12 protein-coding genes and 1 pseudogene are annotated in these 14,347 nt (G+C 39.3%); 5 read left to right on the top strand and 8 right to left on the bottom strand.

Features of this window, described 5'->3' with window-relative positions; all coding sequences use genetic code 11:
- Window positions 1–35: 35 nt before the first annotated feature.
- Both CDZ94_RS03410 and CDZ94_RS03405 read right to left on the bottom strand, forming a co-directional pair.
- Window positions 36–614, bottom strand: a pseudogene (locus CDZ94_RS03410) (peptide-methionine (S)-S-oxide reductase MsrA); the annotation flags it as partial.
- An 84-nt stretch (window positions 615–698) separates the two neighbouring features.
- A complete protein-coding gene (locus CDZ94_RS03405) occupies window positions 699–2,183 on the bottom strand; it encodes an amidase (protein WP_096435125.1) in 1,485 nt (494 codons plus the stop codon).
- A 356-nt stretch (window positions 2,184–2,539) separates the two neighbouring features.
- Here CDZ94_RS03405 and CDZ94_RS03400 point away from each other — a divergent pair, with 356 nt between their 5' ends.
- Window positions 2,540–3,358: a Fe-Mn family superoxide dismutase gene (locus tag CDZ94_RS03400; RefSeq protein WP_096435124.1), complete on the top strand. Its 819-nt coding sequence runs from the start codon at window positions 2,540–2,542 to the stop codon at window positions 3,356–3,358.
- A gap of 131 nt (window positions 3,359–3,489) precedes the next feature.
- Here CDZ94_RS03400 and trhO read toward each other — a convergent pair whose 3' ends face one another.
- The 6 genes from trhO to CDZ94_RS03370 all read right to left on the bottom strand — a co-directional run bounded on the left by trhO (window position 3,490) and on the right by CDZ94_RS03370 (window position 11,158).
- Complete coding sequence (trhO, locus tag CDZ94_RS03395; RefSeq protein ID WP_096435123.1) at window positions 3,490–4,461, bottom strand: oxygen-dependent tRNA uridine(34) hydroxylase TrhO; 972 nt, start codon at window positions 4,459–4,461, stop codon at window positions 3,490–3,492.
- Between the two features lie 294 nt (window positions 4,462–4,755).
- Complete coding sequence (locus CDZ94_RS03390) at window positions 4,756–5,946, bottom strand: cystathionine gamma-synthase family protein (protein ID WP_096435122.1); 1,191 nt, start codon at window positions 5,944–5,946, stop codon at window positions 4,756–4,758.
- A 20-nt stretch (window positions 5,947–5,966) separates the two neighbouring features.
- Window positions 5,967–7,175, bottom strand: coding sequence for a M24 family metallopeptidase (locus CDZ94_RS03385; protein ID WP_096435121.1), 1,209 nt, complete (start codon window positions 7,173–7,175; stop codon window positions 5,967–5,969).
- Between the two features lie 360 nt (window positions 7,176–7,535).
- Window positions 7,536–8,003 carry a (2Fe-2S)-binding protein gene (locus CDZ94_RS03380; RefSeq protein ID WP_096435120.1) on the bottom strand — a complete coding sequence of 156 codons (468 nt, stop codon included), beginning with the start codon at window positions 8,001–8,003 and terminating at the stop codon, window positions 7,536–7,538.
- Window positions 7,996–8,838: an FAD binding domain-containing protein gene (locus tag CDZ94_RS03375; RefSeq protein ID WP_096435119.1), complete on the bottom strand. Its 843-nt coding sequence runs from the start codon at window positions 8,836–8,838 to the stop codon at window positions 7,996–7,998. The genes CDZ94_RS03380 and CDZ94_RS03375 overlap by 8 nt, the downstream gene beginning before the upstream one ends.
- Window positions 8,825–11,158 carry a xanthine dehydrogenase family protein molybdopterin-binding subunit gene (locus CDZ94_RS03370; RefSeq protein ID WP_096435118.1) on the bottom strand — a complete coding sequence of 778 codons (2,334 nt, stop codon included), beginning with the start codon at window positions 11,156–11,158 and terminating at the stop codon, window positions 8,825–8,827. Before CDZ94_RS03370 ends, CDZ94_RS03375 begins: the two co-directional genes overlap by 14 nt.
- Window positions 11,159–11,354: 196 nt before the next feature.
- Here CDZ94_RS03370 and CDZ94_RS03365 point away from each other — a divergent pair, with 196 nt between their 5' ends.
- The 4 genes from CDZ94_RS03365 (at window position 11,355) to CDZ94_RS03350 (ending at window position 14,213) form a co-directional block, all read left to right on the top strand.
- Entirely contained in the window at window positions 11,355–12,278 is a 924-nt protein-coding gene (locus CDZ94_RS03365; RefSeq protein WP_096435117.1) for a YIEGIA domain-containing protein, read from the top strand.
- On the top strand, window positions 12,278–12,478 hold the full coding sequence (locus CDZ94_RS03360; RefSeq protein WP_096435116.1) for a capping complex subunit for YIEGIA: 201 nt from the start codon (window positions 12,278–12,280) through the stop codon (window positions 12,476–12,478). Before CDZ94_RS03365 ends, CDZ94_RS03360 begins: the two co-directional genes overlap by 1 nt.
- 117 nt (window positions 12,479–12,595) lie before the next feature.
- Window positions 12,596–13,642: an XdhC family protein gene (locus CDZ94_RS03355; RefSeq protein ID WP_096435115.1), complete on the top strand. Its 1,047-nt coding sequence runs from the start codon at window positions 12,596–12,598 to the stop codon at window positions 13,640–13,642.
- The gene (locus tag CDZ94_RS03350; protein ID WP_157811974.1) at window positions 13,608–14,213 is read left to right on the top strand and encodes an NTP transferase domain-containing protein; all 606 of its coding nucleotides are present in this window, start codon (window positions 13,608–13,610) and stop codon (window positions 14,211–14,213) included. Before CDZ94_RS03355 ends, CDZ94_RS03350 begins: the two co-directional genes overlap by 35 nt.
- The last annotated feature ends 134 nt before the right edge of the window (window positions 14,214–14,347 follow it).

Raw genomic sequence — 14,347 nt, 5'->3', positions numbered from 1 at the left:
AGGTAAAAAAGAGCGCAAAAATTATGGTTACTTCTTCACCATTTTATTGCGCTCATCACGTCAATCATCTTTGTTTTCTTGTCAGGACTTAAATTTTCCATTTCTTCGATCTCTTTTTTAATTGCTAATAACGTTCCAAATCCTTTAACAAATCCATTTAATCGGGCTGCTAATGTTGAATGGATGAGCGCTTCGTGTGTTGGAAAGAGTGGAGACAAAGTCTCAACCGTAGACGGTCGTCGCTTTAAATAATACTTCTGATGGTAATCTTCAGCGATAAAAAACATTGAATACGGGGAAATTTCAGTTTCAATCTTTACCTTCAATTGTTTTTCCCAGTTGTTTTTTACGTTCTTGGCAATTGTTTTTTGCTTTTCATGATGAAATAAAAGTAACGACATGTATTGTCTGCCACCATAACCATGCTGTACTGCGCGGTGATTGCTCCAAAACTCGTCCAATAGCTCTTCATATGAAATCGTTAAAGGATCGTAGTCGAGCTGGATTGTTTCTGTATGATCGCTCATGTTACGATACGTAGGGTCCACAGTTGTTCCTCCTGAATAACCTACACGCGTTCTTTTTATACCTTGTAGATGACCGAACCGGGCATCGGGGCCCCAGAATCAGCCCATGCCAAAAGTTGCTGTCTCGAGTCTTTTTTCATCCATCATATTCTTCTCCCCCCTCAACCCTTACTATTCCCATTTTCTTTGCGCCCATAAATTTGATTGTTCGAGAAGAAAAGCTAGTTTTAATAAGACATCTTCACGTCCTTTTGGAGCCATAACTTGCACACCGATCGGAAGCCCTTCTGATGTTACATGAACAGGTAAGGAAATGGCTGGTTGTCCTGTTAAGTTTGCCAATTGTGTAAATGGGGTGTAGGTTAAACTTGGTAAAAACATCTCATAGATCAGTTGTTGCTGTTCGTGTTTTCCTAGACTGCTTATTTCCTGTTGTAAACGGTCCTGCTGTTTATCAGAATGAGTTAATTCACCAATCCTTGGTGCTGGATAAGCTGTTGTAGGAGTAATAAACAAATCATACGTTTTATGATAATCTGCCATTTGTGCAGCTGCTGTATCCCATGCAGCAAGACTTGCAGTAAATTCAGCAGCAGTAACTGATTGACCCGCTTCCTTTAACATCCATGATTCAATCTCTATATCTTCAGATGTGATTATTCTTCCTAACGATTTCTCCAAAGTCTCAATGAGTGCTGCCATCTCTCCACAATTCATGAGATAATAATTTCTCATCAGTTCTACACCATTCACATCAGGTTCCTTTTCTTCTATAAAGTGTCCTTGGACTTCAAGCCACTTCATTGTTTTTTCTACTGTTAGTTTCGCTTCTTCGGAAACGGGCGTACCGACCGGTGAATTCTTGCTAAACCCGATGCGTAACGGCTTTTTCCAACGCTTTTTCATTTCATTTATGTAGCTGCCAGGAAATAAAGGCGTTTGAAACGCTGCTTCAGGTTGGACTACTTGAAGAAGATCGAGCATCGCAGCGCTGTCCCGGACAGAACGGCTTAAAACAAAATCAATGGCTGCCCCTTGCCACTGTCTGCCAACCCCTGGTCCGACTGGCGTTCGCCCCCGTGTCGGTTTCAACCCGACAAGCCCCGTAAACGATGCAGGGATTCGAATAGAGCCACCGCCATCACTAGCTCCAGCTACCGGTACAATTCCCGCAGCCACTGCGGCTGCTGAGCCCCCACTTGAACCACCGGATGAGTACTCTAGGTTCCAGGGATTGCGCGTAGGTCCATAGTAAGCTGGCTCACTAATATTTTTCAAGCCAAACTCAGGAGTATTCGTATGACCGATAAATAATGACCCACCTTCGCGAAGTTTAGCGACAAAGTGGGAATCCAATTTTGCCACATTCTCTTTTAGTAATGCTGAGCCGGCCGTCATCGGCTCACCTTTGACTGATTGGGAAATGTTTTTTAATAACATCGGAACTCCCATAAAAGACGTAGAAGTATGTTCCATATTCTGAGCTTCAGAAAACGCTCTTTCAAATCTTGTATGGACGATCGCATTCAGAGACGGGTTCATTTTTTCCAGTTGCTGAAAGCTAAGATCTAAAAGTTCATTTGATTTGATTTCTTTTTTCTTTATGAGTTCAGCCATATCCGTTGCATCCAATAAGCAAAAAGTTTCAAGATTCATCAGTTCACCCCACATCAATAATATGTTTGTCTTTTATATCTTAACAACGATCGTGTACGGTTTCATTCTTTTAGTACTTCACTCAATAATAAGAAATATATTAGCGAAAACAGCTAAGATATCGAGAATTCGACAAATATAAGCGAATATACGGACATTATTGTATGTTTTCATTTGACTAAAGCTAGCACTAATTATTAATGATGCCTGTTCAGAAGAAGTTTTATTTGAAAGATTGACATATTGTCAATGTAGCATCCATACATATATAGGGTGCATTAAAACATCTTGGAGGTGAAGTTACCATCACTGAGTGGCAAGAATATATAAAAGCTGTTAAACACTGGCTAGATGAAATGGAAGAGGTAATTAAACATTCCGAGCGTTCACTAGAAGCAGCTCTTGAAAACCAAATCGCTACTTTACGTAAAGAGGTTGAGCGCGGGTCTAAAAAAGCAGATCAAGCCCTTGTTTTCAAACTAGTGGATGAATTGGACCATGAATGCAAGCTTATTCTCCAAGAAGCAGTATTTAGAGGAGAAAACGGAGAAGTCAGACCTGGAGAGCATCAATTACCTCCGCTACCTTATTCGTATAATGCATTAGAACCGCATATAGACGAAGAAATTATGCAACTCCATCACGATGTTCATCATCGTAATTACGTCGAGGGATTGAATGAAGCAGAAAGAAAAATGGAGGAAGCACGCAGAGATAACAATTATGATTTAATTACACATTGGGAAAGAGAGGCTGCTTTTCACGGAGCAGGCCACTATTTGCATACCATTTTCTGGACGATTATGGATCCGAATGGGGGCGGTAAACCTCAAGGTGACTTGCTAGCCATGATTGAGCGTGATTTTGGCAGCTATCAATTGTTTCGCTCCCATTTCACTGCAGCAGCTGAGGAATTGCCAACACCTGGATGGGTGATTCTCGTTTGGGCTCCACGCGCTCATCGTCTGGAAATACTAACAGCAGAGCTCCATCACTATTTGAGCCAATGGGATGTGATTCCGTTACTCGTACTAGACGTCTGGGAGCATGCGTATTACTTGCAGTATAAAACTGAAAAAGAGGATTATATAGATCAATGGTGGGAAGTCGTAAATTGGCCAGAGGTCCATCATCGCTTCGAAGTGGCTAAACAGGTAAAGTGGAGTCCCTATTGATCATCTAAATCAAAAATAAACCACTCTTTTTAAAAAGCCGCACTTTCCCATTGGAAAATGCGGCTTTAGGTGTAATTAACACCGGTTTCACCTTAACGTAGTGAATTTCTCGTATTATTTACATGACTCTTCTAGCCATGTGTCACACGATGACTTTCAATCTTTTCATGTCTTTTTTGGACTTCTTCCTCAGTTAAATCCTGTTCTTTAATATAACGGTTTCTTGGGTGCACACGGCATTCATCAGTACATCCGCGCATATAAAAATGTTCATTTTCCTCTGAACATAAAATTTGTTTATTACACTCTGGATTCGCGCAGTTCACATAACGCTCGCACGGCTCCCCGGTAAAGTGGTCACGACCAACAACGACATGGTCTACTTGGTTAATTGGTACACTTATCCTTTCGTCAAAAACATAGCACTTCCCGTTCCATAGCTCACCTTTTACTTCTGGATCTTTTCCGTACGTTACAATTCCGCCATGGAGCTGGGAGACATCGTCAAAACCTTCTTCCTTTAACCAGCCGGAGAATTTTTCACATCGTACGCCGCCGGTACAATACGTTAAAATCTTTTTATCTTTGATTTTATCTCGGTTTTGCTTGATCCAATCCGGAAGCTCGCGGAACGAATGGATATCCGGTTTAATCGCTCCTTTAAAATGACCTAAATCATACTCATAATCGTTTCTGGCATCAATGACAATTGTATCGTCTGACTGCATTTGCTTATAAAATTCCTTTGGACTGAGATAGGCACCTGTTTGTTCGCGTGGGTCGATATCATCTTCAAGACGTAAGGTTACTAGCTCGGGGCGATAACGAACGTGCATTTTCTTGAAAGCATGTCCATCTGCTTCATCGATTTTAAACACCATGTCTTCAAAACGAGGATCCTGCTTCAATGTTTCCATATATTTATTTGTTTGCTCTACAGTTCCAGAACAGGTACCATTCATTCCTTCATCGGCAACTAAAATACGTCCCTTTAACCCAAGCTCTTTACAAAATTCGAGGTGAGCCGTTGCAAATTCCTCTGCATCTTCAATCGGTACATACTTATAATAAAGTAATACTCTGTATAATTTATCTTTCAACATTATTAACCACCTTTTTCTAAAACCAATAAGTTAATTCTTTTATATTTTGTATATAAGAGGATGCTCAAAAAGTACGAAAAAATAGCACCAGAATTTCCTTTGTTGCACAAGACGATGCTCCTGCGTCAATTCGTATAGTACTACTGTCAGCTTCATCAATGAGCCCGGATATTCCTAGCTTATTTTTTTCAACACGGATTCTAAAGCCTTAAATATTATACCAGAATGTACACACTTATGACAAAAAAATCGACAGGTGCCAGTGGCACCTGTCAATTATTCATCGTATTAAATTCAGCCAATATTTTGCGGAAGTGACTGAAAAGCCTGTTCTAAGTCATGAATGAGATCTTCTATATCTTCAATCCCTGCTGAATAGCGGACGAGCCCCTCCGGAATTCCCAGTGCTGCTCTCTCTTCTGGTGTAGACTCGACGTGGCTTGTCGTTCTGGATGGTCCTACCACGGTTTCAACAGCACCGAGGTTAGCCGCGCGATTTGCGTAAGTTAGTTTCGGTAATAAGTGGCGAACAGTTTCGATTCCACCTTTAACTGAAAAACTTAACATTCCACCGTAGTTTTTCATTTGATTTTTTGCAATGTGATGATTAGGGTGGGTCTCAAGACCTGGATAAAAGACATCATCAACAATAGGGACAGTTTGTAAATACTTCGCGACAGCAAGCGCGTTTTCATTTTGTTTATCCACCCTAAGTTTCAGTGTCTTCATCCCGCGAAGTAGTAAATAAGCTGCCATCGGATCAAGCGTCGCACCATTGATTTCTCGGTAATGATAAATTTCCTCCACTAAATCTTCCGGACCGCAAACAGCACCACCTAACGCATCGGCATGCCCGCCAAGAAACTTTGTTGCACTATGAATCACAAGATCAGCGCCTAATGCCAAAGGTCTTTGGTTAATTGGTGTTGCAAAGGTATTATCAATAATAACGAGGGCACCAACTTCTTTTCCGGCTTTTGCCATCCGCTCTATATCTGTTATTTTTACTGTAGGATTCGTTGGGGTTTCTAAATAAAGAACGTTACAGCCTTTAGCAATTTCTGTTTCCATGTCTTCATGATTTCCAGTTTCACACAAAGTGACGTCGATTTGCTGCTTTGGTAGAAACTCAGTAAAGATTTTATTAGTACCCCCGTACGTATCTTTAATAGAAACAACGCGATCTCCCGGACGTAGAAAGGTTGCTAGTGTGTTACTAATGGCAGCCATCCCAGTAGAAAAACTTGTCGATGCTTCTGCATTTTCCAGGATCCTGATTTTTTCTTCAAAAGCTTGAACAGTTGGGTTCGTATTACGACCGTAAATGTGACCAACTTTTTTTCCTCTCGCGACCTCAAACCATTCATCCATGTCATCATAGCCAAAGGATACACTGTGGACAACGGGAACTTGTGTCGCTCCGAAAGCTAGAGCATCTTTTTCGCCAGCCCATAGAGAACGAGTAGAAAATCCTGGTTCTTTCATCTTGATCTCCCCCTGTATAGTTAGCTTATGATCCCACCTTGCTGATCCAATCTGAAAGGTGTATTGATGAGTAATTCCCTAGGATAATTTGTAAACGTTTCGCACCCCTTTTCAGTCACGCGGAAAGTCTCACTTATTTCTATGCCATAAGTGTCAAACCATAACCCCGGTATGAGATGAAAAGTCATATTCGGTTTTAGAATTGTTGTATCTCCTTTTCGAATACTTGCTGTATGCTCTCCCCAATCAGGCGGATAGTTTAAGCCCACTGAATAGCCCAAACGTGACTCTTTTTCAATTCCATATTTTTTAATACTATTTCGCCAAACACTCTCAACTTCACCACACGTCATTCCTGGTTTTACAGCAGTTAAAACGTCATTAATCCCTTCAACTGCAATAGGGGCGAGGTTTTGTAATTTATCTAAAGGTTTACCTATCGAGACGGTCCTGGCCAGTGGAACATGATATCGTTGATAGCAGCCTGCTAATTCGATAATGACGGCCTCTCCTTCTGAAAATTGCTTGTCAGTCCATGTCAAATGTGGTATTGAAGTATTTTGTCCTGTTGGTAAAAACGGAACAATTGCCGGATAATCTCCACCATGTTCGGTTGTACCAGTCAACAAATGGTAATAGATCATCGCAGCGGTATCACATTCTCTTCCACCGGCACGCACACTGTCTACCCCTTTATACATCGCTTGTTCCGCTATCATTGCCGCACGCCTCATATATTCTATCTCCTGATCGGACTTAATCATTCGAACAGAGTTAACGAGTAAGTCTGCATTCTTAAAGCTTGCATTTGGAAGGTTACGTCTTAATTGTTCAAAAGCCTTTGCTGTGAAATAGTAATGATCCATTTCTACTCCAAATGATTTACTTCCTAGACCCCGTTGATTAAAAACGCTTGCAATAAAGTCCATAGGGTGGTTATCCTCTGAATGAACATAAAAATCTGGATATGCAATAACGTTCTCATCAAACATCCACGTCTTTACCACTGCCCCTTTTGCATCCAGATAACGGCCGATCCAAAGAGGTTGTGCTTCATCAATCATAACCACCAGCATTTGATGGACATAAAAAGACCAGGCATCATATCCTGACAAATAATTCATATTAGCAGGATCGGTAATAAGTAAAACATCGATTCCCTTTTTCGTCATCAACTCTTTCGTTTTCCTTAACCGTTCCTGATATTCCAAAATTTCAAAAGGAAGCATATCGGGGTCACCCCTTTTTTAAAATATTTCAACTCCTTATACTGTTATTTTATTCCGATAATTCAAATGAGAGAACATCACAGAAGCCTATTTTTCATAGTACGTTATTGCATAAAAAAAAGAGACGTCCGTTATGTTTACGACACCCCCTATGCAGATTTTATTTAATAGCGCATAAACCTGCCAACTCCATACATCAGAATATTCTGTTAATATCATTATCTCATGAAAAAGCTAATATTACAATCAACAATTTTAACGAATGTACAGTTGATATAAAATAGCTCTTGTATAAAAAATATGTGTATTAGCAATTAGGAGTGGATTCCGAACATAAATAATGCAGTCATGGGCATTGACTTATGTACCTTGTTGATAATTTGGTAAAGCAGCTTTAATTGCCTCTTCAATTTCTTGATATCCAGTACAACGGCAAATATTCGACTCTAACCAATCTTTAATCACAGTATCATCTGCATTTGGGTACTTTTGAATCAATGCATGGCAGTTCATAATAAAGCCAGGTGTACAATAACCACATTGAAAAGCAAATTTCTCGATAAACTGAGTCTGAATCGGTGTGTTTTTAAGCCCTTCAACTGTTGTAACCTTTTTATCAAACGCCTCTACCGCAAGCATCAAACAGGATTTCATAGGATCTCCATCTACGTTTATGGTACAAGCTCCACAATCGCCGTTTAAACAACCAGGCTTCGCTCCGGTTAAATCAAGCTCCTCACGAAGAACATGTAATAATGTATCCGCATAGCGTACATACACTCTACGTTCTTCATCATTTATCGTTAAAGATATTTCAGCTTTAGACATTTCTTTCTCCTTCCAATGCATCCAGTACATCTACTAATGTATTTTTCAATACAAATTTTCGGTATCCTGCTGAACCGTGCACATCATCCAAAACCGGGGCGGGGATATGTTGTATTGCGTCATCAATTCTTGCTTCCTTAGATAAGTGTTGGTTATTAATACTTTCTTCCATTTGTTTATTCCGAAATGGAAATGAACATAACCCGCTGAACGCCAATTTGATTTGACCTTTCTTTTTGATTGCTGCAGTTGTGATCAATGGATAGCCAACATCCCATTGTCTTCGTTTTTTTACACTAATAAAAGGCCATTCAATCTCTCGAAGTTCGGTTATTACTTGAACAAGAAACTCTCCCCTTTCTAATTGAAGGTTTTGATTAAATATTTCATTTACAGGGAGTTGTTTTAAGCCTGTATTACCTGCAATCACTACTTGACTCTCTGTTAGCAAAAGTGGCAAAATAGCTTCTCTATAAATAATGTTTGCACAAATATTTCCACCTAACGTAATTTTATTTCTAGCGACATGGTCAGCAATTTCAACAATGGTTTTATTTAAAAAAGGGAATATATTCATCTCGCGGATCTTAGTTAATGATTGTGCCGATCCTAAAGTAACCGTATTTTCCTCCTTTTTTAACACAAGACATTCAGGAATCAATTTAAGGTCAATGACAGCCTCGGTAATAATTTGATTACTCCTGCCAAGTGTTATCACTTCTGTTCCTCCTGAAAAATAAATCGGATTCTTTCCTTGATTATCCAATGATTGAAACAATTGAGTGGCTTCCTGAATAGATTTTGGTTTGTAATATTCAAAGTCATACGAGATCATTGTAACCTCCCCCCTTTTCCGTCCATATTAGTTCTGGGGTAAGTGGCAGTTTATTAAGGTCAACTCCAGTAGCCGTTGACAGGCAGTTAGCCAATGCTGCAGGCATTCCAATTAATCCGAGTTCCCCAATACCACGTGCTCCGTACGGGCCATCAACATGAGGCGTTTCCAGAAAGTGAATGAAATATTCGGGATGGTCTCCATAGCGAAACGGCGTGTACGTACGAAGTCTAGGATTCATTACTTTTCCTTCCATATTAAATTCAAACGTTTCACTACTTCCAAAATTTAACCCCATACTCATTGCACCCATTACTTGACTTTGAGCTGCTTTATTATTAAGTACTTTTCCGATATCGACAACAGTATAGGCTTTCAATACTTTGTAGGAATAATCTTTCTTATCAAACTCCACTTCCACACCTTGGGCACCTACAGTATATTCCGGTCCGGGTTTTCCTACACCGGTCTCATGATCGATGTGAGTCAAATGCCTTAACGTATAATTACCTCTTCCAATGATTTGTCCCCCAATTCCATACCCATTTTGAAACTTATATCCATAACAAACGTCTTTGACATGTAAAAACGTATCGGGTTCATCACGGACATACACCATCTCGTTACCTACCGCTAAATCATCAGGTGAACATATGAGTACGCGTGAGGCGATATCCTTTAATTGTTGTATGACATCATCTGCAGCTTTTAATAACGCTCTTCCTGCCATAAAAGTGCCTCTACTCGCTACCGTTTTCCAATGCTCAGGTGTTGTTTGAGTATCGACTTCCATCTTGACATGAATTTTATTGATATCCATGTTAAGTTTTTCGGCAAGCAACTGTGCAAGTATCGTTTTCGTACCTGTTCCGATTTCAACAATTCCTGAAATGATATTTATACTGCCATCCTCGTTAAAAACTAAATTGACCCCAGAGCTACTTTTGGTATCAATCGTTGATGTTTTCCAAATACAACTAATTCCCTTTACTCTCACTTTACGTTTACTCACCTGAATGATTGAGCCTTCTCCCCATTTCATTAGTCGTTTCAAATGATCGATACATTCGGGTAAGTTTCCTACTGTACTTGAATTTAGAAGTGTTTGTGTCGGCGTTGTATGACCGGGTAAAATTGCATTTTTCTTTCTTAGCTCTAATGGATCGATTCCAAGCTTTTCAGCTAACATATCCATTGCTCGCTCAAAAACAAATAAAAGCTCAGAGTGACTAAAACCTCTGTATGCAGTTGCATACGGGTGGTTTGTATAGACACATAGTGAATCGCACCATAAATTCTCAATATGATAAGGTCCTGTACAAGTAATTGCTGCAGCTCGGCTTACTGTCGCTCCTTTATCGGAATATGCCCCGCTATCAAACATGTACAAAATTTCTGAGGCGGTTAATTTTCCATCTTTCGTTGCACCAAGCTTAATATTTGCATTAAGGCCTATATGTCCAGGGGATGTGATCATATCCTCTTCCCGTGAATTAATAAGTTTGACAGATCTACCCCCAACAGCTAGTGATGCCATATAAGCGATGAGCTCTAGTTGAACCGCTACTTTCCCTCCATATCCTCCACCAACTAACGGTGTATTCACAATGATCTTACCTTCCTCAAGATTAAAATAGTCGCTCATTAATTTTTTTATCATAAACGGAGACTGAGTAGCAGATGAAAACACAACAAACCCGTCTTGTCGAATTTTGGCTGTCACACATCTAGTTTCCATAGCGATATGATCAGAAGGTGAAAAGGAAAAGTTAGTGTCAATGGTCACGTCACTTTCTAGCCAACCTTTCTCGATATCGCCCTTCCTAATTTTCGTACGGTCGGCAATGTTAGTATTTGACTCTGGAAAAACATGCTCAATCTTTTCATAAGTATCTAAATTTTCATGTATTAACGTTGCCCCTGGGCGTAAGGCTTCTTTAGGAGAATTAACAACTGGTAGTGGTTCGTAAATTACTTCTATCAGATCAGCAGCTTTTTTTGCCTGAACTGGGCTATCCGCTACTACAGCAGCTACCGGTTCTCCGTGATAACGCACTCTATCAAAAGCTAATGGAGGGCGATCTTTAATTTCTTCACCTGTAAGCGGGAATGGCTGTCCTAACAATATCGCTCGAACGCCAGTTACTTTCCATGCATTTGTCGTATTAATTGATTTTAGTTTTGCATGAGCATAAGAACTTATTACTAATTTCACATGTAACATCTGTGAGGTTTTATAATCATCTGTATATTTTGCTCCTCCAGTGACCTTTTCGATTGCCTCTTTACGATAAATACTCTTTCCAATACTCCGGCTCATAAAATAAATGCCACCTCACAAAATAATGAATGAATTTTTATAATTACCAAGAAACCTTTATATATTATTACTTTTCGCTTCCCTTTTCATTCGCTTCTATTCGGAATATACCCCTAATCTATTAGGACAAGCACTGTATAAAAAAGCTCATTTAACAAACTATATACACAGACTTTAAAGGTAAGGGGTCCATTTAATGGAAAATAACAACGACATAATTGCACCCGAAATGTTGGTTCTTATTATTACAGCAACTGCTATCGGGACATTGGTACGCATTTTGTTGATAAATTTAGACTATAGACAATACCCTAATTATCCGAACGGCTACTTAATTCATGTTATAACAGGAGCACTTGCATCAGCACTTGGAGCATTTATTATCCCGACATTAATGACAAAGGATTTTACAGCTGTTACATTTCTTGGCTTAGCAATTCAACAGTTTCGTGAAGTTCGAAAAACCGAAAGAGACAGCCTCTTAGACCTGGAGGGTGATGAATTTACCAAACGAGGCGATGCTTACATTGATGGTATTTCTAAAATATTTGAAGCACGTAATTACATCGCATTACTCGTCTCCTTTATTACTGCACTGACGATTCAATTATTTGAAGTGCTTTTAGATGTTGCTACTTGGATCGAAGTCGTATGCGGTTCAATAGTAGGGTTTACCTTATTTTATTTACTAAAGCGTTATACGGCACGACAAAAAGTCAGAGATATTGCTAATGTAACTGAAGGGAAAATTGAGATTAAGGGTTCTGACTTATATGTTGATGATATGCTTACTACCAATCTCATCGGAAGAGAGGAAGCAAAAAATTGGTTTGCAGAGGAAGGACTTGCTGCTGTTATTCATCCAATTCATGATCATTTTCTAATCCCTCTTCAAAATAACGGCCAGCGACAAGCTATTTTATTTGAAGCGACACGAAGACTCGGACAGAAGAAGATATACAGCTATCAAAACCCAGAAAATGGAAAGATCATTATTGCAATGGTCCCTATCATCAACAATTTTGACCTGCTAAAAGAAACCATTTTAATTACTCCTTTATTAGAAACGGTCAAGAAATCACCAGAATTATTAAACCCAAAAATGGGAGGGAAAAGCTAATGGGAAAAGAGGAAGGTCAGATCAACGGTATACTAGCTTTTATTACAACGGATAATAGCCGGTATTTAGGCGGTGCTCCCCTCTCATTAATAGCAAGTGATGAGGAGGAAATGCTCGAGATTGCCGATGACATTTCAGAAGCGTTTTTAGGAAATATTCTCAAACTCAAAAGTGGAGATTGCTTAGTGATAAAAAAATAAATATTCCTCGTTTCTTGATTGAGACCTTCTAGTATCAAAAAGTTATTCATCTTTCTGGTACAACCCCTCCCTACAAAATGTCGAAATAGGCAAATGAAAATTGGAGGTTTGCATTAAATGGAAGATTTATTTCGCATTTTGAATGAACTGCAGGAATCTAAACATATAAAAGTACTTTCAACGATTATTAAAGTCGAAGGATCATCTTACCGTAAGGAAGGAGCGGTCATGCTCCATAAAGAAGACGGTAGTCAAATAGGCCTTTTAAGTGGTGGTTGTTTAGAGAGCGACTTGGCAGAGCGATTTGAAGAAGTTATAAAAGATAGAACTTCTCGAACCGTTGTTTACGATACGAGAGTAGAGGACGACTTATCTTGGGGGCAAGGAAGTGGTTGTAATGGTTCAATTTCAGTCCTTTTGGAGCCAATAGATACTGAACTTGAGAAACACTTAAAGCGTGTACAGGAATATTTAAACAAGGGAGTTACTATTCATCACGTTAAAAAATTATCAGAGCTTGATGCAGTAACTGACTATATTTTCATCACTGAAAATCAGCAATTTTTTGGTAACTGGAGTGGAGAGTTTCCCGATCATTTATATCGAAGGTTTTTGGAGCGTAAAAATACCACCATTGTTTTAGAGGATTCGTCGGAACGATACTTTATTCAGACGATTGAGCCTAAGCCGCGTCTCATTATTTTTGGAGCTGGTCCCGACGTAAGACCGCTTGTCAGTTTTGCAGCCAAAACAGGGTTTTATGTCATTGTTGTTGATTGGCGGCCAGCATTCTGTAATCAATCTCACTTCCCGGATGCGAATGAATTAATACTGGACTTTCCAAGTTCATTTTTAAATGAATACCAGTTTATTTCGAGTGATTCCGTTATAGTTATGACACATAACTTTCAAAAAGATCAAGAGATTCTCAAAACTCTTCTTCAAAACAAACTACAATATCTCGGTGTATTAGGCCCGCGTAAACGAACATATCGACTATTGGAAAGTGAGAATATTCCTGATAAGATTCATTCTCCAGTAGGACTCCCTATTGATGCCGACGGACCTGAAGAAATTGCAATTAGTATTCTTGCAGAGGTCATTAAAACAAATCGAGAGAGGACTCCACATGATTGTAGGAATTTACCTAGCAGCAGGTCATAGCGAGAGGATGGGATGTCATAAATTATCACTTTCATTAGGTAACAAGCCTTTGGGAAGTGTCGCTTTGGAAACAGCAATATTATCAGTATTAGATAGAACGATTGTTGTTACTAGGGAAGAAGACTCTCTTAATTGGCTACCTTCCGAGTTATTTTTGGACCCTTACCGAAAAAAATGGAAACATCAACGCTGCAAAGAATCAGTGAGAGGTCAGGCTGAATCATTAAAGTGCGGCCTGAAAGCTGCAAAGGATATGCAAGCAAAAGCAGTGATGGTTTTGCTTGCTGACCAACCTTTTGTGACAAAAAAGATAATCAATCATATCGTCTTCTTGTACAAAACAGAAAAGCCTAGTCATATTTCCTCCTGTTATAAAGGAGTGTTAAGGCCACCAGTTTTATTTGATTCCACTGTATTCCCTGCTCTTTTTCAATTACACGGTGACGAAGGTGCACGTCGAATCCTAAGAAATGATATTACAGGGATCACCGTTGAATTTAATACGGAAAAACCCTTCCTAGATGCTGATACACCAGACCAATTTAAAGTTCTTATAGAACAGTTGGAGTAAATAAAATATTATGGAGAATACACATGAACTCATAGTCCTTTAAATGTACTAATGATTATGTCCCAAATTCGTTACATGTCCAACCACTGGCAGACAGTATTACATAAAGTGTACTGTAAGAAGTTATCTTACAA

This window comes from Alteribacter populi, from assembly GCF_002352765.1.
GTDB classification, from domain to species: Bacteria; Bacillota; Bacilli; order Bacillales; family Salisediminibacteriaceae; genus Alteribacter; species Alteribacter populi.
This window is presented reverse-complemented; position numbering and strand designations above follow the sequence as displayed.

Bases quoted from the DNA above. Each gene is read 5' to 3' on its own strand.
- CDZ94_RS03405 (WP_096435125.1), bottom strand. From the start codon at position 2,183: ATGAATCTTGAAACTTTTTGCTTATTGGATGCAACGGATATGGCTGAA.
- CDZ94_RS03400 (WP_096435124.1), top strand. From the start codon at position 2,540: ATGGAAGAGGTAATTAAACATTCCGAGCGTTCACTAGAAGCAGCTCTT.
- trhO (WP_096435123.1), bottom strand. From the start codon at position 4,461: ATGTTGAAAGATAAATTATACAGAGTATTACTTTATTATAAGTATGTA.
- CDZ94_RS03390 (WP_096435122.1), bottom strand. From the start codon at position 5,946: ATGAAAGAACCAGGATTTTCTACTCGTTCTCTATGGGCTGGCGAAAAA.
- CDZ94_RS03385 (WP_096435121.1), bottom strand. From the start codon at position 7,175: ATGCTTCCTTTTGAAATTTTGGAATATCAGGAACGGTTAAGGAAAACG.
- CDZ94_RS03380 (WP_096435120.1), bottom strand. From the start codon at position 8,003: ATGTCTAAAGCTGAAATATCTTTAACGATAAATGATGAAGAACGTAGA.
- CDZ94_RS03375 (WP_096435119.1), bottom strand. From the start codon at position 8,838: ATGATCTCGTATGACTTTGAATATTACAAACCAAAATCTATTCAGGAA.
- CDZ94_RS03370 (WP_096435118.1), bottom strand. From the start codon at position 11,158: ATGAGCCGGAGTATTGGAAAGAGTATTTATCGTAAAGAGGCAATCGAA.
- CDZ94_RS03365 (WP_096435117.1), top strand. From the start codon at position 11,355: ATGGAAAATAACAACGACATAATTGCACCCGAAATGTTGGTTCTTATT.
- CDZ94_RS03360 (WP_096435116.1), top strand. From the start codon at position 12,278: ATGGGAAAAGAGGAAGGTCAGATCAACGGTATACTAGCTTTTATTACA.
- CDZ94_RS03355 (WP_096435115.1), top strand. From the start codon at position 12,596: ATGGAAGATTTATTTCGCATTTTGAATGAACTGCAGGAATCTAAACAT.
- CDZ94_RS03350 (WP_157811974.1), top strand. From the start codon at position 13,608: ATGATTGTAGGAATTTACCTAGCAGCAGGTCATAGCGAGAGGATGGGA.